The organism is Rhizobium sp. Leaf371 (genome assembly GCF_001424045.1).
Lineage (GTDB): Bacteria > Pseudomonadota > Alphaproteobacteria > Rhizobiales > Rhizobiaceae > Ferranicluibacter.
The window spans coordinates 444,215-471,107 of record NZ_LMQB01000024.1; the positions used below are offsets into that span (position 1 = coordinate 444,215).

Consider the following 26,893-nt stretch of genomic DNA (forward strand, 5'->3'; position numbering starts at 1 on the left):
GGCTTATGGATATGCTCACCGACCACGTGCAGGACGGCACCGACACGCGCCAGCAGACGCACGCCGAAAGCGGATCCGCTGATCCGCTCTGGTACAAGGATGCGATCATCTACCAGCTGCACATCAAGTCGTTCCACGATGGAAACGGCGACGGCATCGGCGATTTCCAAGGCCTGCAGGAGAAGCTCGATCATATCGCCTCGCTCGGCGTCACCGCGATCTGGCTTCTGCCCTTTTTCCCGTCGCCGCGGCGCGACGATGGCTACGATATTGCCGACTACGGCGATGTCAGCCCGGATTACGGCACGATGGACGAGTTTCGCGCCTTCGTGGAGGCCGCCCATGAGCGGGGCATCCGCGTCATCATCGAGCTGGTCATCAACCACACATCGGACCAGCACCCCTGGTTCCAGCGTGCCCGCAATGCGCCGGTCGGATCGCCGGAGCGCGATTTCTACGTCTGGTCGGACACGGACCAGAAATTTCCCGAGACGCGCATCATCTTCCTCGACACCGAGAAATCCAACTGGACCTGGGACCCGGTCGCCGGCGCCTATTACTGGCACCGCTTCTATTCCCATCAGCCGGACCTGAATTTCGACAATCCACGCGTCATGGAGGAGCTGCTGTCCGTCATGCGGTTCTGGCTGGAAACCGGCATCGACGGCTTCCGGCTGGATGCCATCCCCTATCTGATCGAGCGCGAGGGAACCAACAACGAGAATCTGCCGGAAACCCATGACATCCTGAAGCAGATCCGCGCCGCACTCGATGCCAGCCATCCCGGCCGCATGCTGCTGGCCGAGGCCAACCAGTGGCCGGAAGATACGAATGAGTATTTCGGCAGCGGTGACGAGTGCCACATGGCGTTCCACTTTCCGCTGATGCCGCGCATGTACATGGCGATCGCCAAGGAAGATCGCTTCCCGATCACCGACATCATGCGCCAGACGCCGGACATTCCGGACAATTGCCAGTGGGCGATCTTCCTGCGCAATCATGACGAACTGACGCTCGAAATGGTGACGGATGCAGAGCGGGACTATCTCTGGAACATCTATGCCGCGGACCGCCGCGCGCGCATCAATCTCGGCATCCGCCGCCGCCTGGCACCCCTGATGGAGCGCGATCGCCGCCGCGTCGAACTGATGAACGCGCTGCTCCTTTCCATGCCCGGCACGCCCGTCATCTATTACGGCGACGAGATCGGCATGGGCGACAATATCTATCTCGGCGATCGCGACGGCGTGCGCACGCCGATGCAGTGGTCGCCGGATCGCAATGGCGGCTTTTCCCGCGCCGACCCGGCCCGTCTTGTCCTGCCCCCGGTCATGGATCCGCTCTATGGCTACGAGGCCGTCAACGTCGAGGCGCAATCGGCCGATGCCCATTCGCTGCTCAACTGGACGCGGCACATGCTGGCGCTTCGGCGTCGGCACATCGCCTTCGGTCGCGGCACGCAGCGATTCCTGAAGCCGGGCAACCGCAAGATCCTCGCCTATCTCCGGGAATATGAAGGCGACACGATCCTCTGCGTCTTCAATCTTTCGCGCCTGCCCCAGGCCGTGGAGCTCGATCTCTCCGAATTCGAGAACCGCGTGCCCATCGAACTGACAGGCATGTCGCCGTTTCCGCCCATCGGCCAGTTGACCTATCTCCTGACGCTGCCGCCCTATGGCTTCTTCTGGTTCCAACTCGTGGCCGAAGCCGATGGTCCGACCTGGCGCAACGACCCGCCGGAGCAACTGCCCGACTTTGCCACCATGGTTCTGCGCCGAGACCTTTTGGAGGTGGTGGACGAGCCACGCTTGTCGAACGTGCTGTCGCGCGACGTGCTTCCGTCCTACCTCGCCAAGCGCCGCTGGTTCGGCTCGAAGGGCGAGACGCTGCACAGCGCGACGATCGTCAGCGCCGTGCCGATGGGCTTCCCGCACGATATCCTGCTCGGCGAACTCGAGGCGGAACTCGAAGGGCACACCGAAACCTACATGCTGCCGCTGGCGATTTCCTGGGACGATACGAACCCGCCGGCCCTTGCCCAGCAGCTGGCGCTGACGCGAATTCGCCAGGGACGCCGTGTCGGCTTCCTGACCGACGGCTTCGCGGTCGAAGCCTTCGCCCGCGGCGTGCTCAAGGGGCTCCGCGAGCGCACGCAGATCTCGGGCCGCAGCGGCACGCTGGAGTTCGTCGGAAGCGATGAGCTCGATGGTATCGATGTCCGCGACGACCTGCCGATCCACTGGCTGTCGGCCGAACAGTCCAACAGTTCCCTGATCGTCGGGGATGTCGCGATGATCAAGCTCATCCGCCATATCTTTCCGGGCATCCACCCGGAAGTGGAGATGACGCGCTACCTGACCGGCGTTGGCTATGCCAACACCGCGCCTCTCCTCGGCGAGATCGCCCGGATCGCGCCCGATGGCACGCGATCGACGCTGATCATCATCCAGGGCGCCATCCGCAATCAGGGCGACGCCTGGACCTGGATGCTCGACACCCTGCGCCGCACGATCGACGACACGCTGACCTCGGTCAGCGATATCGCGTCCACCGATGTGCAGGAGGGCCTGTTCTCGCCGCTGATGGACTTCGTCTCCAATGTCGGAACACGCCTTGGCGAACTTCATGTCGCCTTGGCGAAACCGACCGAAGACGAGGCCTTTTCCCCGCTTCATGCCGGCACAGGCGATGTCGAGGCCCTGCGCCGCCAGGTGGTCGGCCAGATTTCGGAAGGCCTCACCATCCTCGACCGTGCCCACAGCGATGTCGACCCGGCCCTTGGCGACGAGATCGCAAAGCTGGTCGAGGGGAGAGAGGCCCTGCTCGCCTCTATCGGAGCGCTGGCCGATGCCGCTGCGGACACGCAGATGATCCGCAATCACGGCGATTTCCACCTCGGGCAGATCCTCGTTGCGGAGGCCGATGCCTATATCATCGACTTCGAAGGCGAGCCGGCCCGCGATCTCGACGAACGTCGTGCGAAGGCCAACCCGCTTCGCGACGTGGCAGGCCTGTTGCGGTCGCTGAGTTATCTCGCTGCAACGGCCGAACTCGACCACGAAGCCATCTCCGAACCGAGCGACGATCGGCGAAGCGCGCTCATTCGCGCCTTCATCGAAAAGGCCGAGGAAACCTTCCTCTCAAGCTACTTTGCCGTCACCGAAACATCCGGCGATCTGCGCATGTCCGAGACGATACGGACACGCATCCTCGACCTCTTCCTTCTGGAAAAGGCGGCTTACGAAATCGCCTACGAAGCCCGCAACCGGCCGAAATGGCTGCCCATCCCGCTCGCTGGCTTCTCGGCCATCGTCCGCAGACTTTCGGAAAGTAATTCCTGATGCTGGAACGCCTCGATCTTCTCCAGGGTATCGACCACGATGCCATCACCGCTCTCGTCGAGGGCCGCCATGGCGATCCTTTTGCCGTGCTCGGCGCTCACCCCCATGCAGACCGGACCATCGTGCGCGTCCTGATGCCGGGCGCCGTTCGGATCGAACTGCTCGACCCGACGAGCGGCGCGGTGGCCACGAGTCTCGACCTCGTGCATCCCGGCGGCCTGTTTGCGGCGCTGACCGATCTGCCCCACTACCGGCTCCGGATCACCTGGCCGGAAGCTGTGCAGGAGACGGAGGACCCCTATGCCTTCGGCCCGCTGCTCGGCGATCTCGACCTGCACCTCTTCTCGCAGGGCACACATTACAGCCTTGGCCGGACCTTCGGCGCGCGGGTGACGGAGGTCGAGGGCGTCGAGGGCGTGCGGTTCGCCGTCTGGGCACCGAACGCACGGCGCGTCTCGGTCGTCGGCGATTTCAACGCCTGGGACGGACGTCGCAATCCGATGCGGCTGCGCCCCTCCGCCGGCGTCTGGGAGATTTTCATTCCGCGCCTTGGCAAGGGCGAACGCTACAAGTTCGAGATCATCGATGCCGCCGGCAATGTGCTCGCCCAGAAAGCGGACCCGATCGCACGCGCAAGCGAGGCAGCCCCCGCCACCGCCTCCATCGTCGCCTCCGCCTCGCCTTTCCCCTGGACAGACGACGACTGGATGCGCCGGAAGACCGAGATCCGCGACGGGGAAGCGGCCATATCGGTCTATGAGGTCCATCTCGAATCCTGGCTGCGGATCGCCGAGGACGGAAACCGGTCGCTGGACTGGATCGAGTTCAGCCAGCGCCTGATCCCCTATGCCGCCCGCCTCGGCTTCACCCATATCGAGCTTCTACCGATCATGGAGTACCCCTTTGGCGGCTCGTGGGGCTATCAGCCGCTCGGCCTTTTCGCGCCGACCGGGCGCTACGGCACGCCGGAGGATTTTGCCTATTTCGTCGATCGGTGCCACGCTTCCGGGATCGGCGTCATTCTCGACTGGGTGCCCGCCCACTTCCCGACCGATGTCTGGGGCCTTGCCCGTTTCGATGGCACCGCGCTCTACGAGCATGAAGATCCGCGCGAAGGTTTCCACAAGGATTGGAACACGCTGATCTACAATTTCGGGCGCAACGAGGTGAAGGGCTTCCTGATCGCCAGCGCGCTCGAATGGCTGGAGGAATATCACGTCGATGCGCTGCGCGTGGACGCCGTCGCCTCCATGCTCTACCGCGACTACAGCCGCGATGCCGGCGAGTGGATCCCCAACGAACATGGCGGTCGGGAGAACCTCGAAGCCGTCGAGTTCTTCAAGCACCTCAACAGCATCGTCCACCAGCGCTGCCCGAACGTGCTGATGATCGCCGAGGAATCGACCGCATGGCCGGGTGTGACGCAGCCGGTCGAGAACGGCGGCCTCGGCTTCGATTTCAAATGGAACATGGGCTGGATGCACGACACGCTGCATTACATGCAGGATGATCCGGTCTATCGGCGCTACAATCACGGACAGATGACCTTCGGCATGGTCTATGCCTATTCCGAGCGCTTCATGCTGCCGCTGTCCCACGATGAAGTCGTGCATGGCAAGGGCTCGATGCTGGGCAAGATGCCGGGCGACGCCTGGCAGAAGCGCGCCAATCTCCGCGCCTATTTCGGCTTCATGTGGGCGCATCCCGGCAAGAAGCTGCTGTTCATGGGCGGCGAGATTGCACAGGAAACCGAATGGAACCACGACGGCTCGATCGTCTGGGATCTGCTCGACCGGCCTGAACATGCGGGCATCCAGCGGCTCGTGGGCGATCTCAACCGTCTCTATGCCGCGGAGCCGGCCCTGCAATATGGCGACCTGCATCCCCAGGGCTTCGATTGGGCGGTGTCGGACGATGCCGAGCACTCGATCTTCGGCATGCTGCGCCTGAGCGAGGACAGAACCTCGATGATCCTCGCCGTCTCGAACATGACACCGGTGCCCCGCCACGGCTACCGGATCGGCGTCCCCACCGAGGGCCGTTGGGAAGAGGTGTTCAACAGCGATGCCGGGGTCTATGGCGGCTCCAACCTTGGCAACGTCGAGGCCTGGACGGAGCATCATCCCGCCCATGGAAAGCCGCAGTCCCTGTCGCTGACCCTGCCGCCGCTCTCGACGATCCTGCTGCGATGGCGCGCCTGAGGCTCAGATGCGCCAATCCGTCGCGATGCGATGACGCCGCCTGCCATTGACGGCAAGCGGCGTCATCGGCAAAGATAGGACATGCCTCAACACGATCTCGACCACGACGCCCCGCCTTCCCGCCGGGCGAAAATCATCTTCGGCGTCCTCGTCTGCATCGTCGTGCTGGCGACGGTTAGCAGCATGGCGACGTCGATCGTGCTCTATATGAAAAGCGTCTGAGCAGCCGCTTTTCATCTCCGCCACGGCACAGAAACGCGGCGGACCGCCGGCACATATCTCATACCACGCAGATCTGATGTTTTCGACACGCGAAAGCTGTCGGAACACTCCGCCGCAACATGCGTTGACGGGCAGATTCTCTCAAGGATCGCCACGTTTTCTTTGCATGTCAGGAGCATCATCATGAAAGCCACGGCCACGCTCGCTTTCTTCCTCACCGTCGCCATGACGCTCTTCATTGCCGGTTTCCTGAGCGCTTCCGCCTTGATGGCGAAGCCCGCGACGGAAGCGCTTGCCAATCTCAACGCACCCGACCTCTGGACCTCCGAGCCGAAGCGGGTCGAGACGGCCGAGCGCAGCGTTGATCGCGCGCCCGCCGCACCGCCTGTCGATCTTGCATCCTCGGAGAGCCTTGCCGTTGCAGAGCCTGTTGTTGCAATGGCCAACGCGTCAGCCGAGATCGACCAGACGGAGCCAGGCACGCCCGTCTCCGAGACGGACATCGCGACCGCCGCAAGCCAGGCTGCAAGCAATCCCGAGCACCAGACCTGGTGCGAGCGCCGGTACCGCTCCTATAGCCCCGAGGACAACAGCTACAGTGCTTATAGCGGCGAGCGGAAAACCTGCATGTCACCCTATATGGACGTCGCCTCCACCGACGACATCGGCCGGATGTCGTCATCGGATCCGGTGACCGACGATCATGTCCGCCAGTGCCAGCAGCGCTATTCGTCCTATCGCGTCTCCGATGACACCTACCAGCCCTATGGCGGCCCGCGTCGGGCCTGTGTCACGAATTGATACGGCGCCGCAAGCAAAAACCCGAGGCAGGAAGACAGTCCCGTTCATGACAGGCAGGCCATGACAGCGCGGCGCATCGTCGTCATCAGCGACTTCCAGGACGGGCCGTCTGACGACGGCGCCTTGCCCACGGTGGAGGAAGCACGCGACGCCTGGATATCGGGCCGGCGGGGCGCCAGACCGCAGATCGTTTCGGATCGTGAGGCAGTCGCGGTCGATGGCGGCTACATCGAGCGTCTGCCTCTCGCCTGCCTCAAATCGGGCCTGGTTGACTGTGCCGAGATCTGGACGCATTGGCGCGGCAGCCACCCGCCGGAGACGCGCAGCGGCGCGAGCCCCCATCTGACGCGCCGGGTCTTCCGCATGAACGGCCCGGAGGCGCCCTTCGCGTCCAACGACATGCTCGGACATATCGCAGCCTTCGGCGCGCCGCACATTCTCTGCGTCTGGGGTCTCGGGGTCAGCGAGGAGATCCTTCTGGCCTGCCGCGACAGCGTCAAGATTTACAATTCGATCGACGCGCCGGCCCTGCGCATTCCGCCAGAGGTGAGCCGACATTTCGATCTCGTCCTCACCGGCGCACAATGGCAGTCCGACGTCGTGCGCGAACGGCATCCGGATATGGCGACGGCCATCCTGCCGGTCGGTCCCGAATTCGCCTCGGACACGACCTTCTATCCGCTAAACCTTCCGAAAACCTACGACATCATCTATGTCGCCGCGGCGCAGGGCTACAAGCGCCACGACATTCTGTTCGACGCCATGGCGAGGCTTCGACGCTCGGTGCGGGCGCTCTGCGTCTGCGGTTACGGGGAAATGATCGATGACTTTCGGCGCCAGATCGCGGAGCGGGGCATCTCGGTCGATCTCATCGAGCCGCCCGGCGTTCCCTTTAAAGAGGTGAACCGCCTGATGAACGCGGCGCGCATCGGTGTCGTCTGCGGTGTCGATGACGGCGCCCCGGCCATCCTCACGGAATACATGCTGGCGGGCCTTCCGGTTCTTGCCAACAGCGCCCTCTCCTGCGGCCGTCAATACATCACGCCCGAGACCGGCCGAACGGCGACGGCGGAAGACTTCCATCTGGCCATCGCCGACATGCTGGAAAACCCGGCGGCTTTCACGCCACGCACCATCGTTCAGGCCCAATGGACCTGGCCGCACACCGTCCGGAAGCTGGAATCTCTGATATCGGAGACTTACGAAAAAAGAGCGCTTCGCCACGGAACCGAGAGAGGGTCGCACAGTTTCCTGCAAGCTTGACGGAAGGGAGCTCGATGAATTTACTGGGTGCGTTTTCAAAGGTTTCGGAGGGCATTTATTGCACCGACGCACCGATCGTCTGTTTCTCTCATCTGCGCTGGGATTTCGTTCTCCAGCGGCCGCAGCACCTGATGCAGCGGTTCTCTGCCGATCGGCAGGTGTTTTTCTTCGAAGAGTTCATCCCGACCGATCATCATCTGGCCTATCTCGAAATTCACCCCTTTGCCGGCACCGCGGTCAAAGCCATCCGTCCCCGCGTGCCGCACGGATGGAGCGAAGCACAGCGCGAAGCCGCGCTCGCACATCTGCTTGACGATCTCCTGGCGCTGCACGGCGGCCGACAGCCGATCCTCTGGTTCTATACGCCGCTGATGTTTGCCTTTGCGCGCCATGTGGACGCGGCGGCCGTTGTCTACGACTGCATGGACGAACTGGCGAATTTCAAGTTCGCGCCACCGCAGTTGAAGGCCATGGAGCAGGCATTGCTGGCCAGGGCCGATGTCGTCTTCACGGGTGGCTACAGCCTCTACGAGGCAAAGCGCGACCGCCACGACAATCTCCATGCGTTCCCATCGAGCGTCGATGCCCACCATTTCCGGACCGCCCGCGAAGGTCAGTCGGCACCAACCGATCAGGCCGCCATCAAGGGTCCGAAACTCGGTTTTTACGGCGTGATCGATGAACGGCTCGACCTCGGTCTCATTCGCGACATCGCCGCCGCGCGACCGGAATGGTCGTTCGTCTTTCTCGGCCCGGTGGTAAAGATCGCGCAGGACGACCTCCCGCGCGCTGACAATCTTCATTATCTCGGGCAGAAGAGCTACGCCGAATTGCCGTCCTATCTCTCCGGCTGGGACGTGGCGATGATGCCCTTCGCGCTGAATGAGGCGACGCGGTTCATCAGCCCCACCAAGACGCCGGAATATCTTGCCGCCGGCCGGCCGGTCGTCAGCACGCCCATCACCGACGTGGTCCGCAGTTATGGCGACGTGCCCGGCGTTTTCATTGGCGATGATGCGGCAAGCTTCATCGACGCCTGCGCCAAGGCCTTGGCTCTGCGGCAGTCTTCCGATTCCTGGTTGGAGACGGTGGACGCGCTTCTGGCCCGCTCCTCGTGGGACGACACGGCGCGACAGATGCGCATGCTGATCGAGCACACGATGGGCGGGCCAGCGCCGCTTTCGCCCGAAGTAGCCGGCCAGCACGCCGCGCGGACACAGGGTCAACCGGCACCCCATGCCTGATCAGCCCGCAAGACGCCCGCGCATCGTCCTTGCAACGGACAGCCGCGACCCATCGGGCCTCGGCGAGCATATGCTGGCGCTCGCCCGCGGTCTGTCGGCGGATCATGACGTGATCCTGCTTGCCGATCCGGAAAGCGCCGGCCAATTCCTGACCAAGGCGGCAAGACAGGGGCTCGCCGTCAAGGATCTGCCGCCCGACGATCGACTGGGGGCTTGGCTCGAACACGCGGATATCGACCTGCTGCATGTCCATGCCGGCATCGGCTGGGAAGGACACGGGCTTGCGGCCGCCGGCGTCGCAGGCGGCATTCCCGTCATCCGGACGGAGCATCTGCCCTATCTCCTGACCGACCCGGACCAGCAGGCGCAGTACCGCACGGAAACCGCCGGTCTCGCCCACCACATCGTCGTGTCGGAAGCCTCGCGGAAGACCTATGCCGACGGTCATATCGACCCGTCGCGCATGACCGTCGTTCGCAACGGTATCTTCCCGCTCGAACCCGCCGTGACGCGTGACCGGATGCGCGCAACCCTCGGCCTTGCCGGGCGGACGGTTCTTCTCTCCGTCGCCCGCTTCTCCGCCCAGAAAGATCACGCCTCGCTGATCCGCGCCATGCCCACGATCGCGCACCGTCACCCCATGGTTGCTCTTCTTCTGGTCGGCTCCGGTGAAGAGCGGATTCGGGTCGAAGACCTGGCGGGCGAGATGGGCATTGCCGCCTGCGTCCGTTTCCTCGGGCACCGCGACGACATCGCCGATCTCATGACGATCGCCGATCTCTTCGTTCTGCCCTCCCTGTTCGAGGGCCTGCCGCTCGCCGTGCTGGAGGCGATGTCGGCCGGTGTGCCCGTGGTCGCCACGCGGATCGGCGGCACCCTGGAAGCGCTCGGCGACGAGCACCCGTTCTTCGCCGAACCGGGTCAACCGGCTTCGCTTGCCGAAACCGTCCTTCAGGCGCTCGACGACCCCGCAAAACGTGCGATGGTCGGGCAGTCCGGACGTGACCATTTTCGCAGCCACTTTTCCGCCGCGCGAATGGCCGCGGAAACCGCCTCCGTCTACCGGCCGTTCCTCACGCCGAACCCATCCCTGCAAAAGGACCGCTCCATGCAAAAGACCCGCCTCGGCTTTATCGGCGTCGGGGGCATTGCCCACCGCCATCTCGACATTCTCGCGAGCTTCCAGGATGTCGAACTGGTCGCCTTCGCCGATCCGGACGCGGCCCGTGCCGACGCGGCGGCCCGTCGCTTCGGTGCGAAATCCTTCGCCAACCACCGCGACATGCTGGCGAACGCAGCGGTGGACGCCGTCTACATTTGCGTGCCGCCCTTTGCCCATGGCGATCCGGAGCGTGATCTGATCGCGCAGGGCATCCCGTTTTTCGTGGAAAAGCCGGTGTCGCTCGATATCGCCCTCGCCGAAGAGATTGCGGCGGGCATCGCGGAAAAGAACCTCGTGACGGCTGTCGGCTATCACTGGCGCTATCTCGATACGGTCGAGGAAGCCCGCGCGCTTCTGGCCGATAACCCTGCGCAGCTGCTGTCCGGCTATTGGCTGGACTCGACCCCGCCGCCGCAATGGTGGTGGAAGCAGGACAAGTCCGGCGGTCAGATGGTGGAACAGACGACGCATCTGCTCGATCTCGCGCGCTTCCTGATCGGCGAGGTGACGGAGGTCTATGGTCGCGCCGGTCATGCGGAACGGCAGGACTTTCCCGGTCTCGACGTGCCCACCGTCAGCACCGCGAGCCTTACCTTCCAGTCCGGCGTCGTCGCCAACATCGCCTCCACCTGCCTTCTCGGCTGGAGTCATCGCGTCGGCCTGCATATCTTCGCCGACAAGCTTGCGATCGAGCTGACCGATCGCGACATCATGGTCGATGTCGGCCGTGGCCGGCCGGTCCGCCCGGCCGATGGCGATCCTGTCTGGCGGGAGGATCGCGACTTCATCGATGCCGTGCGCGGTGGAGAGAACCGCATCCGCTGCCCCTATGCCGATGCCGTCGCCACGCACCGGCTGGCGCTTGCCGTCGTCGCCTCGTCGCGCAGCGGCGAGCCCGTGCATCTCGACCTTCCAACCCTCGCCCGTACCCCACCGGCGCCGCTGCAGTTTCAGCCCCGCCCGGAGGACGCTCCCCGCGGCATGCCGCCCGGACATCGAAAAATCCGCTCGCTCGGGGTCGAGGCGCCGGGACGCGCCTATGTGTTCGAGTATGAAGAAGGTCCGCCCGCCGATGGCCAGGTCCGGTTGGAAACGCTTTATACCGGCCTTTCCGCCGGCACCGAACTGACCTTCCTCAAGAACACCAACCCCTATTTCCGCTCCCGCTTCGATGCCGGCCGCGGCGTATTCATCGAAAACGAGCCGGATCTGCACTACCCCGTCCCCTTCCTCGGCTACATGGAGGTCGCGCGCGTGGCGGAGTCCCGCACCGGAGGCTACGCCGAAGGCGACGTGCTCGCGACGACCTATGCCCACAAGACCGGCCATACGGCCGATCCCTATCACGATGTGCTCGTGCCCATGCCGGCCGAGATCGATCCGCTTCTCGGCGTCTTCGTCGCGCAGATGGGCCCGATCGCCGCGAACGGCATCCTGCATGCGGATGCGGAGTCCATGGGAACGCAGGTCGCGACCCTCGGCGCCGGCGTTGCCGGCCGTCCGGTGCTGGTCATCGGTGCGGGCACCGTCGGCCTGATGACGGCGCTCTTTGCCCGCAAGCTCGGCGCATCCGACGTCGTCATCACCGACCCCTCGGACTTCCGTCGGGAAAAGGCCGAAGCCTTGGGCCTGACAGCCATGACGGAGGACCAGGCCTGGCAGCATGCGAAGGCCCGCTGGCATGATGGCGGCCTCGGTCGGGGCGCCGATCTCGTCTTCCAGACGCGCGCGCATTCCGGCAGCCTGCAAACCGCGCTGAAGGCCCTGCGTCCGCAGGGAACGGTCATCGACCTCGCCTTCTATCAGGGTGGCGCGGACCATCTCCGACTTGGCGAGGAGTTCCACCATAACGGCCTCAACATCCGATGCGCCCAGATCAACCGCGTGCCGCGCGGCTTGTCGGCGCTCTGGAACCGTCAGCGTCTCGCGCTCGAGACGGTCGATCTCCTGCGCCACGACGGCGCGGCGATCCGCGAGCACATGGTCACTCATGTCGTGCCGTTCGAGGACGGCCCCGCCTTCCTTCAGGATCTCGTGAAGCATCGCCCGGACTTCCTGCAGGTCGTTTTCAAGGTCGGCGCATGATGCAGGCAGCAGAAGCGGCAGTCTCCGGGGAACCACCGATCCGTATCCTCTTCGTCTTCGCCTGGCTGGTGGTCGGCGGAGAGGAGACGGAAGTCCGGCTGCTTACGCAGGCGCTCGATCCCGCCCGCTACCGTATCGACGTGGTCGCCTGCTTCCGCAAGCCCGGCATGCCGGAACAGACGCATGAGCAGCTGAAGGCGCTGGGCGTTTCGGTGGACACCGCCCCCTACGCCATGTCCTTCGAGGATACGGTCTCCTATCTCGCCGGCAAGGTTCCGGGCTACGACGTTGTGGTCTCCTGCCAGAACGTTGCGGACATCTATCCGGCGCTGGAGCGTCTGAACCTCTGCCCGCCCCTGATCGAACATGGCGGTCTCGTCTCCGAAGCCCTGGCCGGCCCGAAGCATCTGACCGCCCGCTATGTCGGCGTCTGTCGCTCCATCCGGGATGCCGCGGCCTCCCGCATGCCGGGCCGCGAGAGAGATGCGATCGAGATCCCCTCCATGGTGGATCTCTCCGCCTTCGACCCGTCCCGGCGGGCGGCCATGCGGGCGGAACTCGGGCTCACCGACCGACACATCCTGATCGGGTGGGTCGGGCGGCTCGATCCGAAGAAGAATGTCGGACAGGTCATCGAAGCGGCAGCGCTTCTCAAGGCCGAGAACCCCGATTTGCGCTTCGTCATCGTCGGAGGCCCCGACGCCTTCATGCCGGACTATGCCGCAGACCTTCGGCAGCGTGCCGCGGCGCTCAGCCTGTCGGACGCGATGCAGTTCCTGGGCGACCGCAAGGATATTCCCGATCTGCTTCAGGCTTTCGACATCTTCGTCTGGCTGTCGCGCGGCGAAGGCATGCCGCATGTCATCGCGGAAGCCGGCGCCGCCGGCCTTCCGGTCATCTCGACCCCGGACAACGGCGCGCTGCAGCAGATCGAGGACGGCACCACCGGGCTCATCGTCCCCTATGACGATCCTGCATCGGTCACCGCCGCCGCACGCCGCCTGATCGCCGATCCGGCGCTTCGCAAAAGTCTGGGCGATGCCCTGCGGAAGAAGGTCGAACGCCTCTACGCCGTCGAGGCCGTTGTGCCGCAGTGGGAGCACCTTCTGGAGACGGTGGTTGCAGCACGCGTTCCCAGCGGCCCGACCGGTCTTTTCCGGTCATTCATCCAGGGCGGGTTCGAATGTTCGACGCATCGGCTGCGCCCGACGCCGGAGGAGCCGCTCGGACCCCGCCTCGACATGATCGACGATATCGGTCACGACATCCACGCCGAGCGCGATTATCGACAGTTGCAGAGCTTCGGCATCCGCACCGTGCGCGATGGCTTCCGCTGGCACCGGATCGAGACCGGCGGCATTTTCGACTGGTCCAGCGTGCGACCCATGCTGCAGGCGGCGGCCCGCTCGGGCACGCAGGTGATCTGGGATGTGCTGCATTATGGCTGGCCCGACGATATCGACATCTGGACGCCGCATTTCGTGGAGCGTTTTGCCCGCTTCGCCGGTGCCTGCGCCCGTATTGTGCGGGAGGAAAGCGACGACATCCCTTTCTATTGCCCGGTCAATGAGATCTCGTTCTTCTCCTGGGGTGCCGGCGATGCCGGCTATCTCAACCCCTTTGCGAACGGCCGTGGCTTCGAGCTGAAGGTCCAGCTCGCCCGTGCCGCAATCGCCGGCATGGATGCCATCCTCGCCGTCGATCCCCGTGCACGCTTCGTGCATTGCGACCCCGTGATCAACGTCATCACCGATCCGTCCCGGCCATGGGAGACCCCGGTCGCAGAGGGACACCGGCAGTCGCAGTTTCAGGGATGGGATTTGCTTTCGGGCCGCATGTGGCCGCAGATCGGCGGCGCCGAGCGCTATCTGGACGTCATCGGCGTCAACTACTACTTCAACAACCAGTGGATTCACGGCGGTCCGCCGATCGACATAGGCCATCCGCTCTACAAGCCGTTGCGCACGATCCTGATCGAAACCTATGCCCGCTACGGCAAGCCGATGATGATCGCCGAAACCGGCATCGAGGACGACCGCCGCGCCGCCTGGTTCACCTATGTGGCACAGGAAGCCCTGGCCGCCATGAAGGCCGGCGTCCCGCTCGAAGGTCTGTGTCTCTACCCGATCGTCAACCATGCCGGCTGGGACGACAAGCGTCCCTGCCAGAACGGCCTCCTCTCCGCCGGCATGACGGCGGAGGGACGACGCGTTCATGAGCCATTGGCCGCCGCCATCGACGCCTTCCGGCACGGAGACGGCCGGCTGTTGCACCAGGGGGGCCGACAGGACTCCGGCGCAGGAACACGGGAAGGTCAGCGGGCTTTGCGCCTCTGACCTAAGGCGGATCAGATCTCGAGATCGACGACGATCACGCCCTCGGGTCCGCCCTTGGTGTGGGCCACGATCCGCGCTCCGGCCGCCTGGTGGTGCGGATCGACAAGATAGGCATCGCGAACGGCTGCACTCTCGAAATCGAACCAGAACGCATCGTTGAAGCCGCGCATCATCTCCGTTTCGACGCTGACATTGGGACCGGCATGAAAAGCGCGGATGCCCTCGACATGGCCCTTCAGCGCGTCGAGCTCTTGGTAGATCGACTGCTTGTCGGCCTCCGTCACGCTGTCCTTGAATTTCAAAAGCACGATGTGCCGGATCATCGAGTATCTCCTGCCAATCCGATGGTCCGTCCGGAGGACGGGCCGAAACGGGATAAGGCTGGCGCGAAACAAGCGCCAGCCCTCAAAAGCAAAGCTCCGCGGTGCCGATCCTCAGCTGAGCTGTGGCAGAGCCCCGATCAGCTTGTCGAGGGTCACGGGATAGTTTCTGACCCGGATGCCCGTTGCGTTGTAGACGGCGTTGTTGATCGCCGCCGCCACGCCGCAGAGGCCCAGCTCGCCGACACCTTTCGCCTTCATCGGCGAGGACATCGGATCTGTCTCGTCCATGAAGATGACCTCCTGATGCGGAATGTCGGCATGAACCGGCACCTCGTACCCCGCAAGATCATGGTTGACGAAGAAGCCGCGCTTCTTGTCGACGGCGAGCTCCTCGGACAGAGCCCCGCCGACGCCCATGGTCATTGCGCCGATGACCTGACTGCGGGCCGTCATCGGGTTGAGAATACGGCCGGCCGCGCACACCGCGAGCATGCGGCGGATGCGCGGTTCGCCGGTCGCGATGTTGATGCCGACCTCCACGAAGTGCGCGCCGAAGGTCGACTGCTGCTTCTCCTCGGAGATATCGCCGTATTCGATCGTATCCTCGACGACAAGCGGCACGTCCTTGACGGCCTCGCCGAGCGGCACGCGCCGATCGCCCGAAATCACCATGCCGTCCGCAAAATCGATGCCGTCCGCATTGAAGCCGAGCGCCTTGGCGATGGCTTCCCGCATCTTGACGCAGGCGGCATAGACACCTGCCGTGGCGCTGTTGCCGCCCCACTGCCCACCCGAACCGGACGAGACCGGAAAGCGGGAGTCGCCGAGATTGACCGCAACGCGGTCGAGCGGCAGGCCGAGCATTTCCGCAGCCGTCTGGGCGATGATCGTGTAGCTGCCCGTGCCGATATCCGTCATATCGGTCTCGACGGTGAGGATGCCTTCGCGATCGAGCTTCACGCGCGCTCCGGATGCCATGACCATATTGTTGCGGAAGGCGGCTGCGACGCCCATGCCGACCAGCCACTCGCCGTCCTGCACGGTACCGGGACGCGAATTGCGCTTGTCCCAGCCGAAGCGTTCGGCCCCGAGCTTCATGCAGCCGATCAGATCGCGGTGCGAGAAAGCCTTTTCCGGCTTTTCCGGATCGACCTGCGTATCGTTGAGGATCCGGAAGGCAACCGGATCCTGACCGAGCTTCTCCGCCATTTCGTCCATGGCGACTTCGAGCGCCATCAGGCCGGGGGCCTCGCCCGGCGCGCGCATGGCATTGCCCTCGGGCAGATCGAGCACGGCAAGCCGCGTCGCCGTCATCCGGTTGGCGCCGGAGTAGAGCAGCCGTGTCTGCTGCACCGCCGCCTCCGGCCCACCGCCTTTGAGGTCGCCCGACCAGCTCTCATGCGCGATCGCGGTGATCTTGCCGTCCTGCCCGGCACCGATCCGGATGCGCTGGATGGTGGCTGGCCGATGCGTCGTGTTGTTCATCAGGAACGGCCGGGGCAGCGCGACCTTCACCGGGCGACCCGCCGCACGCGCGGCCAGCGCGGCGAGAACCGCGTCTGCGCGCAGGAACAGCTTCGACCCGAACCCGCCGCCGATGAACGGCGACATGATGTGGATCTTCTCCTTGTCCATATCGAGTGCGGTGGCGAGATCCGACCGCCACCAGTCGACCATCTGGCTCGATGTCCACACGGTCAGCGCATCGCCGTCCCAGGCGGCGATGGACGCATGCGGCTCCATCATCGCATGCGACTGGTCGGGCGTCGTATAGGTCTGGTCGAGCTGCACCGCCGCCGCCTCGAAGGCCGGCGCGAAATCGCCTGCCGCCGAATCCGGCTCACCGTCCTTGGGCTTGATGGCGCCATCCATCGACGCCTCGAGATCGAACGCGCCTTTCGCCTCTTCGTATTCCACCTTGATCAGGTGGGCTGCGGCCCGGGCCTGCTCGAAGGTTTCGGCGATCACGACGGCGATGGCCTGGTGATAATGGTTGATCTCGGTACCGCCGAAGAGCTTTGCCGTATTGCGCTTGGCTCTCTTCAGGTCCGGCATGCCGTCGCTGGTCACGATCTTGATGACGCCCGGCGCGCGGCTGGCCGCAGCCACATCCATCGAACGGATACGGCCCTTGGCGATTGCGGCACCGAGCGGATAACCATAGGCATAGGGCAAGCCATCATCGTGCCACTCATAGGCATATTTCGCGCGGCCGGTCGTCTTGAGCTGACCCTCGATGCGCTCGATCGGCTTGCCGACGACCGTCATGCGGTCGATCGGATTCTGTGTCGCAGGTGTGTCGAACTTCATGGTCTCAACCCTTCGCTTCGGCAAGGACAGCGCCAAGCGTCCGCTCGACCAGCTTCACCTTGTAGGCATTGTGTTCCGTCGGCTGGGCATCGAGCAGCAGGCGGCGCGTTACCCGGCCGGCACCGCTCGGCAGTTCCTCGTCCGCCGTATCGAGACGCCACGGCTTGTGCGCCACCCCGCCGACCGCGACGCGGCCGGTTCCGTCCGGCTGGATCACCGCGCCGACCGAAATCAGCGCGAACGCGTAGGATGCGCGATCGCGAACCTTCCGGTAGATCTGCTTCCCACCGACCGGCTTCGGAAGCACGACGGCGGTGATGATCTCGCCCTTCTTCAGCGCCGTTTCGATATGCGGCGTGTCGCCCGGCAAAAGGTGGAAGTCGGCGATAGGGATGCTGCGCTTGGCGCCATCCGCACCAACGGTCTCGACCACCGCATCGAGCGCCCGCATGGCGATCGCCATATCGCTTGGATGCGTCGCAATGCAGGAGGCGCTGACGCCGACGATGCCGAGCTGGCGGCTGAAGCCGTCGATGGCGGAACAGCCGCTGCCCGGCTGGCGCTTATTGCAGGGCTGGTTGGTGTCGTAGAAATAGGGACAGCGCGTGCGCTGCAGAAGATTGCCCGCCGTGGTCGCCTTGTTGCGAAGCTGCCCCGAAGCCCCGGCGAGAAGCGCACGCGACAGGAGGCCGTAATCGCGCCGCACCCGCTCGTCGGCCGCAAGCTCGGTGTTGCGCACCAACGCTCCAATCCTCAGACCGCCCTCGGGCGTCGCCTCGATCGTGTCGAGCCCCAGCGTATTGACATCGATCAGGTGGGTCGGCGTTTCGATTTCGAGCTTCATCAGATCGAGAAGATTGGTGCCGCCGGCGATGAACCGGGTGGCCTCATGGCTGGCCGCCGCCTTGGCAGCTGCCTCCACCGAGGTCGCACGCTCATAGGTAAAGGACTTCATGCCGGCCTCCCCGCGACGTCCGCAATGGCGTCGACAATGTTGGAGTAGGCCCCGCATCGACAGATGTTGCCGCTCATCCGTTCGCGGATCTCCTCGAGGCTGAACTCGGTCTTGGCGGTCAGATCGCCCGTCACATGGCTCGGAATGCCGGCCTTGATCTCTTCGAGCACGGCGACCGACGAACAGATCTGACCGGGCGTGCAGTAGCCGCACTGGTACCCGTCATGCTTGACGAAAGCGGCCTGCATCGGATGAAGCTTGCCGGGCTCGCCCAGACCTTCGATTGTCACGACCTCGTCGCCGTCATGCATGATGGCAAGCGACAGGCAGGAATTGATCCGGCGTCCATCCACCATCACCGTGCACGCGCCGCACTGGCCGTGATCGCAGCCTTTCTTCGTGCCCGTCAGGTGCAGATGCTCCCGCAGCGCATCGAGCAGCGTCGTCCGGTTGTCGAGCGTCAGGGTCTGGTTCTCGCCGTTGACCTTGAACGACACGCTGGAGGTCTCGCCGGCCGGCATGCCGGCTGCCTTTGCGCTGGCCGGGGCCTGAGCCTGAGCTTGGGCCTGCGCGCGTGCCGACGAGGCAACGCCGCTGACCGCGACGGTTGCAGCGGAGGCCATCAGCAGGTCCCTCCGGGAGAGATCGAGGTCGCCTTGGTGTAGCATGTCGTGCTCCATGTTCTGGTGAAAGTACCGCGACATGGCATTGCGCGGCCCGTAGACTGGAGGTAGGGCAGAGCGTAAGGCAAACCAGACCCAACCCCGATCCCAGCGGCGGACGGCGATCACAAAGGCGACACTTCGGAGGCGTCAGCCCTTCGCATTGGGCTCGGGTTCCGCCATCGCGAGCGATGCCTGGGCATCCGGCGAAACGACGGCGGAGGGCAGCGGGGTGCCGCGCTTGCGCTCGCGCATCAGGGTGAGCAGTCCGGAAAAGATGATGAGCGCGATACCACCCGCCATGGGCAGGTCGATCGCGTCGTCGAAGATGAAATAACCGAACAGAATAGCCCAGATCATCTGGCTGTATTGCGGTGGCGCCACGAGATTGGCCGGCGCCAGGCGAGCCGCCGTCATCAGCAGTGCATTTCCGACGGCGCCGAGAATGCCGTAGCTGGCGATGAAGGCCCATTCCATCGGCGTCGGAACGGCGATATCCGACACCATCAGAAGCCCGCTGACGACCAGCGTGCCGAGAAGACCCGCACCATACAGCGACATGCGCTTCTCCGTCGGTCCCATGCCCCTGAGGACGACGATGGCGATTGCGGCGCTGAGGCCGCCGATGGCGGCGGCAAGGTGTCCGACCGAAAGCTCGCGAAACCCAGGCCTGAGCACGATGAGCACGCCGACGAAGCCGACGATGACGGCCGTCCAGCGCTGCCAGCGCACATCCTCCTTGAGGAAGATGACGGACAGGATCGTGACGAAGGACGGCAGCAGGAAGAGAAGGCAGAAGGCTTCGGCCATCGGCAGTTTCGTGAACGTGATGATCGACGCGATGGAGCCGATGGCGCCGCAGGCAAAGCGCAGCAGCCAGAGCGTGCGATTGGAGGTTCGAAACAAGTCGAGCCAGGAATCTCCCCGCGCCTTGATGAAAGGCAGGATGACCAGCCCGAAGACGGCGCCGGCAAAGGCGACCTGATAGGCGGGAACGGCGCCATCGACGAGTTTGACCGAGGCATCGCTGAAGGCGAACACGGCATAGGCGATAAACGCGATGACGACACCGCGAAAGGGAGACTGGGAGACGGGCATGATGTCGAATCGCAAAGGAGGAGGGTCTGGCTGGAATAGCCCGAAATCCGGCCTGCGCACAGAGGCCGATCACACGGCGATCGGTCGATCCATCAGCGTTTTCGCAACCCGTCGACGAACACATCGACCATGCGGAGCGCCGTCGGCTGCCAGTCGGTTGGCCCGTGGCTGTAGAAGATGCCGAGCAGGGTTCGCAGGAGTTCGTCCGGGGACACGTCGTCCCGGATCATATCCGCCGCTGCCGCCCGATCAAGGAGAAGGCCGATAGCGCCGACCATGCGCTCGTAGGAATAGGCCTTGAGCTCGGTCGAGCCGACGACCGCAAGCTGAAGCCCCTCGATCATCCCCTTCTTGGTCGCGACGAGGCGGACATTGGCCTGCAACCACGCCTTGAGCGCAGCGACAGGATCGGCGTCGCCTGCGAGCTCCTGCGCGAGATCGGCAAGAAGATCCACCTCATGCCGATAGACCGCATCGAACAGGGCCTCGCGCGTCGGGAAATGCCGATAAAGCGTGCCGATGCCGACGCCGGCTTCCGTCGCGACGGCCTCGAGGCTCGCCTGAGCGCCACCCAGCCGGAAAACGGCAGTTGCCGCTTCCAGCAGGCGCTCGCGGTTGCGAACCGCATCTGCGCGCGGCTTGCGCCTTGCTTTCGCGTGTTCCTGGTCCATCTGTCTATTCGTCGCCTGACATTTACGAATCCGCCCTTTTCGAACGGGTATTGCTAAACGGAGGCACCCTCCGTATACTGCGCTTCACATCGAAGTGAGCCTTGACCGAATAGCCGACCTCGATGCGCTCGATCCTCATGCGACGGTTCAAGCCGTTCCGACCGTTTCGTTAAAGCGTCCAACGCGCCTGCGGTTCCTGTTTCATACACCACAATCCTGACTGGAGCATCCCATGCCTTTCTCCATCAGCCTCACCGTCAATGGTCAGTCCAACAGCATCGCGCTTGACGATCCGCGCGTGACGCTGCTCGACCTCCTGCGCGAGCGGCTGCACCTCACCGGCACCAAGAAGGGCTGCGATCGCGGCCAGTGCGGCGCCTGCACCGTTCTGCTCGACGGGCGACGCATCAATGCCTGTCTGACGCTCGCCGCAAGCCTCGACGGCAGCACGGTCACCACCATCGAAGGCCTTGCCGACGGTACCGAGCTTCATCCCGTGCAGGCCGCATTCATCGCCTGCGACGGCCTGCAATGCGGCTATTGCACACCGGGCCAGATCATGAGCGCGGTGGGCCTCCTGTCCGAAGGCCATGCCGGAAACGATCCCGAACGCGTCCGCGAACTGATGAGCGGCAATATCTGTCGATGCGGCGCCTATCAGGGCATCACCCAGGCCGTGCTGGAAGCGGGCCATGCCCTCTCTGCGAAGAATGACGCACAGCCCGCCGGCGTGCCTGAAGACGGAAGGAACGCCGCATGAACCGCTTCGATTTCCTTCGCCCGGCAAGCCTCGCCGAGGCGATCACCGCCGCAGCCGTTCCCGGATCGGTCTATCTCGCCGCCGGTACCAACCTTCTCGACCTGATGAAGATCGGCGTGACGCGTCCGGAACGCGTCATCGATATTAGCCGGCTTCCGGGCCTCGATCGTATCGAGTGGCTGCCGGACGGCGGCGTGCGCATCGGTGCCCTGGTGCGCAATTCCGACCTGGCCTACGACGCCCGCTTCGCCGCCGCCTATCCCGCCGTGGCCGAGGCTCTTCTGTCAGGGGCCTCCGCGCAATTGCGCAATGCCGCGACGGTCGGGGGCAATCTTCTGCAACGAACGCGCTGCGCCTATTTCCAGGACATCGCGAGCGCCTGCAACCGGCGGGAACCCGGCTCCGGCTGCGATGCGCTGCAGGGCGAAAACCGCCTTCATGCCGTTCTCGGCTGGACCGAGCAATGCATCGCCACCCATCCCTCCGACTTCTGCGTCCCCCTGGCCGCCCTTGATGCCGTGGTCGAGATCGAAGGCGCTGCAGGCCGTCGGGAACTTCCGATCGAGGCTCTGCACCGGCTACCGGACGCGATCAGCGCCACGGAATCCGTCCTCGCGCCGGGTGACCTCATCATAGGCCTTCGCCTGCCGGAGGCTGCAGCCTTGGCCGGCCATGCCCGCTACGTGAAGCTGCGCGAACGCACGTCCTACGCCTTCGCGGTCGTGTCCGCCGCCGCCATGCTCGACATGGACGGCGACACGATCCGGTCGTCACGGATTGCGCTCGGCGCCGTCGCGGCCAAGCCCTGGCGGGCGCACGCCGCCGAGGCAGCCCTCGTCGGGCAGCGCGCGAACCGGGAGACCTTCGAGACGGCCGCGACGGCTGCACTCGCGGACGCCCGTCCCTCCGGCGACAACGCGTTCAAGATCACGCTTGCGCATCGCATCCTCGTCCGCGCCCTGACCCTGGCGTCCGCAGGCACGCCGAAGGTCATGCCGGCCCTCCCCGCATCGCCGTTCCCGGAACAGCACGCCCCCGCACCGAAGGGAGATCTTCATGTCGCCTGAACCATCCTCGCTCCAGAGAACACCGTCCGAACCGAAAGCCGCCATCAGCCGTTACGGCTCCAATGCCGGCCAGCCGCTGACCCGCCGTGACGGCATTCTGAAGGTTACCGGACGCGCGACCTATGCAGCCGACAATCATCCGGAAGGCATGGTGTTTGCCGTCACCGCCGTCAGCCGGATCGCTCGCGGACGTGTCCGCTCCATGAACATCGAGGCCGCCAGGGCGCATCCCGGCGTGATCGAGGTGCTGACGTCGGCCAACCGACCGCCGCTGTTCCACGATCCCGACGAGAAGATGCCACCCTTCGGCTTCCGCGTCGAAGTGCTGCAGGACGACGGCGTACGCTATGCCAACCAGCCGATCGCGCTGGTGATCGCCGAAACGCTGGAAGCCGCAACCGAAGGCGCTGCCCTGCTCGATCCGCAATATGATGTCGAACCGGCGCGTGTCGGCCTGGACACCGGACTGCGCTTCGACCCTCCGGGCGTCGGCGTCGGCGGGGCGCCGATGACGGCCTTTGGCGATATCGAGGCCGGCTTCTCGAAAGCCGCCATCACCATGGAGGCCGACTATGAAACGCCGCCGCAGTACCACAATGCCATGGAGCCCCATGCCGTGGTGGCGGAATGGGACGGCGATCACGTCGTCCTCGACATGCCGAACCAGGCATTGGCCCTGAGCTGCGCGACCTATGCCGCCTTTTTCGGCATTCCCGTTGAAAACGTGACGATCCGCTCGCCCTTTCTCGGCGGCGGTTTCGGCTCGAAGGCGATCATCAACGGCCCGCAAATTCTCGCGATCCTCGCCGCCCGCATGCTGAAGCGGCCGGTCAAGCTGGCGCTGACCCGCGCCCAAATGTACGGCCCCGTCGGCCATCGCGGCCAGACATGGCAGAGGCTGCGCATGGGCATGGAAAGCGACGGCCAACTGACGGCCCTGCATCACCGGTCGATATCCGCCACCTCGGCTTTCGACGACTTCCTCGAACCCGCTGCCAACGCATCGCTGCCGCTGTACGCAAGTCCCGCGATCCTCGTCGAGCATGAAGGTCTGCGGCTCGACACCGGCACGCCGGGCCCCATGCGCGCACCGGGGGAAGCATCCGGCTCGGCGGCCCTCGAAGTCGCCATCGACGAAGCGGCGGAAGCCTGCGGCATGGACCCGCTCGAATTCCGCTTGAAGAACTATGCGGAGACGGAGCCCGGCACGAACAAGCCCTTTTCGTCCAAGGCACTGCGAACCTGCTATGCCGAGGGTGCCGCCCGCTTCGGCTGGTCGCGCCGCCCGCTTTCGGCGGGCCAGATGCGGGACGACGACGGTCTTCTGGTCGGCTGGGGCATGGGTACGGCCGTTTTCCACTGTCCGCATTTTCCGGCGGAAGCGCGGGCAACGCTGCGCGCCGACGGCACGGCCCTGGTGGAGACCGGGGCGGCCGACATGGGCCAGGGGGCCTGGACCGCACTCGCCCAAATCGCAGCCGAGGCATTGGGGCTCGATATCGATGAGGTCGAATTCCATTCCGGTCTTTCGACATTGCCCGATGCCGGCATTGCCGGCGGATCGGGCCACACGGCGAGCGCCGGCCTTGCCCTCAACCAGGCCGGCGGCGATGCCATCGCCCAACTTTCGGACCTTGCCGTCAACGATCCGGCATCGCCGCTTTTTGGCGCGGGGAATATAGGGGTCACCGCGCGTGGCGGACGGCTCCATCGTCGGGACGACGAGGATCGGAGCGAGAGCTATGCAGAGATCCTCGCCCGCGCCGGCCGTTCGGATATCGTGGGAACGGCGAAATCCGCCCGCGATCCGGACGTGGCTTCCACACATGCGCTTTATTCCCACGGCGCCGTCTTCGCGGAGGTGAAGATCGACCCCGACCTCGGCCAGATTCGCACGACGCGCCTCATCGGCGCCTTCGCGGCCGGCCGTGTCATCAACCCCAGGCTGGTCCAGAGCCAATATTTCGGCGGCATGATCTGGGGCCTCTCCTTCGCGCTGCATGAAGAGGCGGTGACGGACAAACGGACGGGGCGGATCATGAACGCCGATCTCGCCGAGTACCACGTGCCGGTCAATGCGGACGTGCCCCCGCTGGAGGCGATCCTCGTTCCCGAAGACGACGCGATCGTCAACCCGATCGGGGTCAAGGGCGTCGGCGAAATCGGCATCACAGGCACGGTCGGCGCCATCGCCAACGCCGTCTGGCACGCGACGGGCAAGCGCGTGCGCAAATTCCCGATCCGCATCGAGGACGTCCTGTCGGCGTGAAGGCGCGATCAAGAACCCTGCATGGCGCCCATGAGGCGCCATGCAGGGCATGCTCGCGTCCCGCTGGAGGCTTCCGTGCATCGTGCGACCCAATAGCCCATGTGCCTGTGAGATCCCCCGTCAGTTTCGGGCGAACATCCATACTCTCTGGCCGGCGGCAAAGGCCTTGACCCGGGGACGACCGATCTATACCGGATAGCCATTATTGGCACACTCCAGATTGCACATGTCAGCGAAAACCGCTGTTGTCAGGGGGCCGGACACCGTTGAGCGAACGACCGCCTTTTCACCGGGGACCCGGTCCTTTCCTGCAGGTGCCCACCGTTGATGTCCGTCGTCCATGCGCCCGTTGACCCGCCTGCTCGCCGCCGACCGATCGCCCCTCGCGATCTTTCCCCTCGTCCTCACGGCCTATTTCGCTCTGCACGTCCTCGTTCGGCTGGTCCTGCCGACGACGCTGGAGCATGACGAGGCGCAGCAGGTTTTCGTCTCGCAGTTCCTGGCGCTGGGCTATGACGGGCAGCCGCCGCTCTACAATTGGCTACAGAACCTCGTCTTCGAGATCTTCGGTGTCTCGCGCGCCGCCTTGTCCATTCTCAAGAACGGGCTCCTGCTGGCGACCTATCTCCTGACGTGGATGACGGCGCGGCAGCTCCTGCAAAATCGCGCGCTGGCGGTTGTGGCGACGCTCGGCCTGCTCACCCTTCCCCAGCTCGGCTTCGAGTCGCAACGGGATCTGACCCATACCGTCGCCGCCTTCTTCTCGGTAGCACTGTTCTTCTATGCGCTGGTGCGAACCGTCCGCCACCCGAGCCTGCCGGGTTACGTGCTGACCGGGGTCGCCATTGGTCTCGGCGTCATATCGAAATACAATATCGTCCTGCTTCCGGTCGCGGCCTGCCTTGCCATGCTGCTCGACCGTGACGTCCGCCGTTACCTGCTCGATATCCGCATCCTCGCGACGATGGCGACAGCCGCGCTCATCGTCCTGCCGCACGCCGTCTGGTTCCTGCACAATATGGAAGCCGCGACCAGCACCACGCTTGCCAAGATGACCTCGGACACAAGCTATTTCAAAGCGATCTCGATGGGGATCGGGTCCTACCTCGTGGCCATTCTCGGCTGCGTGGCGCTGACGCTCCTCTGCTTCTCGCTGACGTTTCGCAGACCCCTTCGAGCTGCCATCAAGGCGGAGAGCAACTGGACGCGACTGGTCGAGCGCATCTTCATCATCATCGCTGTGGCCCTGCTCCTCATCATCCTCTTCGGCGGGGTGGACAGCATCCGCGACCGCTGGCTCAGCCCCTACACGCTCGTCTTCCCGCTCTATCTCTGCCTGAAGATCGAGGCCGCCCAAGCCGACCGCCCGGATGCAGCGGAGAAATTCCTCCGCCTCGCCATCCTCTTCATGGTCGCGATCCCGACGATCCTGCTCCTGCGCATCACCACGGCCGGACTGACCGGCGAGTACCAGTACATCAACGCGCCGTTCGAAGGCCTCTCGCGCGACATCGACGCTCGCGCCTCAAGCCCGTCGCTCTTCGTCGCCGAGGAAACGCACGTCGCCGGCAACCTGCACCTGCAGCGACCGGACGTCCCCGCAGCCGCCCTCACCTACCCTCAGTTCGCCCCGTCATTCACCTGGACCCCGGAGCATCCCATCGTCCTCGTCTGGCGCGAACGAAAAGGCCGCACCCCTCCGCCCATGCCGTCGGACCTGAGCGAGTGGCTTGACCGCAATACGGGACCAAACGCCCGGATCGAACGCCACACACTGACGCTCCCCCAACTTTATGGCAGAGCCGAAGACACCTACAGCTTCGGCTACGCAATCGCCTATCCGCACTAGGGGTCTATCGCGGATCAACCGGCGTCAAGATGGATTCCTCGTCCGGCAGGAGCACCAGAGGGACCAGGATCGCACCAGCTTCGCCAGATCCCTTTGCTCGCGCCCAAAGACGGGCATCCCACACCCAGCCAGATGGCACGCGATCCCCTCCCCTGGGTCACGCATCCCAGAAACGCCAAAACCCCCGGCCATTACGGCGCGGGGGTATTGGTGAGTTTGTTTTTTATCTGTGGTGTGTTTTGGTTGCGGGGGCAGGATTTGAACCTGCGGCCTT

The 26,893-nt window shown here is 64.6% G+C and carries 17 protein-coding genes and 1 pseudogene; 12 read left to right on the forward strand and 6 right to left on the reverse strand.

Going from position 1 to position 26,893, the window contains the following annotated elements; translation table 11 throughout:
- The first annotated feature begins 11 nt into the window (after positions 1 to 11).
- The 8 genes and pseudogenes from treS to ASG39_RS16170 all read left to right on the forward strand — a co-directional run bounded on the left by treS (position 12) and on the right by ASG39_RS16170 (position 14,655).
- Complete coding sequence (gene treS / locus ASG39_RS16140) at positions 12 to 3,341, forward strand: maltose alpha-D-glucosyltransferase (RefSeq protein ID WP_156468165.1); 3,330 nt, start codon at positions 12 to 14, stop codon at positions 3,339 to 3,341.
- Positions 3,338 to 5,542, forward strand: a complete 2,205-nt coding sequence (gene glgB / locus ASG39_RS16145) for a 1,4-alpha-glucan branching protein GlgB (protein WP_062595960.1) — start codon at positions 3,338 to 3,340, stop codon at positions 5,540 to 5,542. The genes treS and glgB overlap by 4 nt, the downstream gene beginning before the upstream one ends.
- A gap of 81 nt (positions 5,543 to 5,623) precedes the next feature.
- Complete coding sequence (locus ASG39_RS23930) at positions 5,624 to 5,764, forward strand: hypothetical protein (RefSeq protein WP_156468161.1); 141 nt, start codon at positions 5,624 to 5,626, stop codon at positions 5,762 to 5,764.
- A gap of 183 nt (positions 5,765 to 5,947) precedes the next feature.
- Positions 5,948 to 6,565 (forward strand): BA14K family protein, encoded by a 618-nt coding sequence (locus tag ASG39_RS16150; RefSeq protein ID WP_062595961.1) that lies wholly within the window; start codon positions 5,948 to 5,950, stop codon positions 6,563 to 6,565.
- A gap of 60 nt (positions 6,566 to 6,625) precedes the next feature.
- Positions 6,626 to 7,828 (forward strand): glycosyltransferase, encoded by a 1,203-nt coding sequence (locus ASG39_RS16155; RefSeq protein WP_062595962.1) that lies wholly within the window; start codon positions 6,626 to 6,628, stop codon positions 7,826 to 7,828.
- Positions 7,829 to 7,842: 14 nt separating this feature from the next.
- A pseudogene (locus tag ASG39_RS16160) lies at positions 7,843 to 8,955 on the forward strand (glycosyltransferase family 1 protein); the annotation flags it as partial.
- Between the two features lie 109 nt (positions 8,956 to 9,064).
- Complete coding sequence (locus ASG39_RS16165) at positions 9,065 to 12,319, forward strand: glycosyltransferase (RefSeq protein ID WP_062595963.1); 3,255 nt, start codon at positions 9,065 to 9,067, stop codon at positions 12,317 to 12,319.
- Complete coding sequence (locus tag ASG39_RS16170; protein ID WP_244481250.1) at positions 12,316 to 14,655, forward strand: glycosyltransferase family 4 protein; 2,340 nt, start codon at positions 12,316 to 12,318, stop codon at positions 14,653 to 14,655. The genes ASG39_RS16165 and ASG39_RS16170 overlap by 4 nt, the downstream gene beginning before the upstream one ends.
- Positions 14,656 to 14,666: 11 nt before the next feature.
- Here the strand turns inward: ASG39_RS16170 and ASG39_RS16175 are convergent, their stop codons facing one another.
- The 6 genes from ASG39_RS16175 to ASG39_RS16200 all read right to left on the reverse strand — a co-directional run bounded on the left by ASG39_RS16175 (position 14,667) and on the right by ASG39_RS16200 (position 20,674).
- A complete protein-coding gene (locus ASG39_RS16175) occupies positions 14,667 to 14,978 on the reverse strand; it encodes a Dabb family protein (protein ID WP_062595964.1) in 312 nt (103 codons plus the stop codon).
- Positions 14,979 to 15,089: 111 nt separating this feature from the next.
- Positions 15,090 to 17,288 carry an aldehyde oxidoreductase molybdenum-binding subunit PaoC gene (gene paoC / locus ASG39_RS16180; protein WP_062595965.1) on the reverse strand — a complete coding sequence of 733 codons (2,199 nt, stop codon included), beginning with the start codon at positions 17,286 to 17,288 and terminating at the stop codon, positions 15,090 to 15,092.
- 4 nt (positions 17,289 to 17,292) lie between these two features.
- A complete protein-coding gene (locus tag ASG39_RS16185) occupies positions 17,293 to 18,243 on the reverse strand; it encodes a xanthine dehydrogenase family protein subunit M (RefSeq protein WP_062595966.1) in 951 nt (316 codons plus the stop codon).
- Positions 18,240 to 18,923: an aldehyde dehydrogenase iron-sulfur subunit PaoA gene (gene paoA, locus ASG39_RS16190; RefSeq protein WP_062595967.1), complete on the reverse strand. Its 684-nt coding sequence runs from the start codon at positions 18,921 to 18,923 to the stop codon at positions 18,240 to 18,242. Before paoA ends, ASG39_RS16185 begins: the two co-directional genes overlap by 4 nt.
- Positions 18,924 to 19,055: 132 nt before the next feature.
- A complete protein-coding gene (locus ASG39_RS16195) occupies positions 19,056 to 20,003 on the reverse strand; it encodes a DMT family transporter (protein WP_062595968.1) in 948 nt (315 codons plus the stop codon).
- Between the two features lie 92 nt (positions 20,004 to 20,095).
- Positions 20,096 to 20,674, reverse strand: coding sequence for a TetR family transcriptional regulator (locus ASG39_RS16200; RefSeq protein WP_062595969.1), 579 nt, complete (start codon positions 20,672 to 20,674; stop codon positions 20,096 to 20,098).
- Between the two features lie 232 nt (positions 20,675 to 20,906).
- Between ASG39_RS16200 and ASG39_RS16205 the strand changes: the two genes are divergently transcribed.
- The 4 genes from ASG39_RS16205 to ASG39_RS16220 all read left to right on the forward strand — a co-directional run bounded on the left by ASG39_RS16205 (position 20,907) and on the right by ASG39_RS16220 (position 26,619).
- Entirely contained in the window at positions 20,907 to 21,434 is a 528-nt protein-coding gene (locus tag ASG39_RS16205) for a (2Fe-2S)-binding protein (protein ID WP_062595970.1), read from the forward strand.
- A complete protein-coding gene (locus ASG39_RS16210) occupies positions 21,431 to 22,501 on the forward strand; it encodes a xanthine dehydrogenase family protein subunit M (RefSeq protein ID WP_062595971.1) in 1,071 nt (356 codons plus the stop codon). Before ASG39_RS16205 ends, ASG39_RS16210 begins: the two co-directional genes overlap by 4 nt.
- Positions 22,491 to 24,770 (forward strand): xanthine dehydrogenase family protein molybdopterin-binding subunit, encoded by a 2,280-nt coding sequence (locus ASG39_RS16215; protein ID WP_062595972.1) that lies wholly within the window; start codon positions 22,491 to 22,493, stop codon positions 24,768 to 24,770. Before ASG39_RS16210 ends, ASG39_RS16215 begins: the two co-directional genes overlap by 11 nt.
- Positions 24,771 to 25,110: 340 nt before the next feature.
- Positions 25,111 to 26,619, forward strand: coding sequence for a glycosyltransferase family 39 protein (locus ASG39_RS16220; RefSeq protein WP_062595973.1), 1,509 nt, complete (start codon positions 25,111 to 25,113; stop codon positions 26,617 to 26,619).
- Positions 26,620 to 26,893 lie beyond the last annotated feature (274 nt).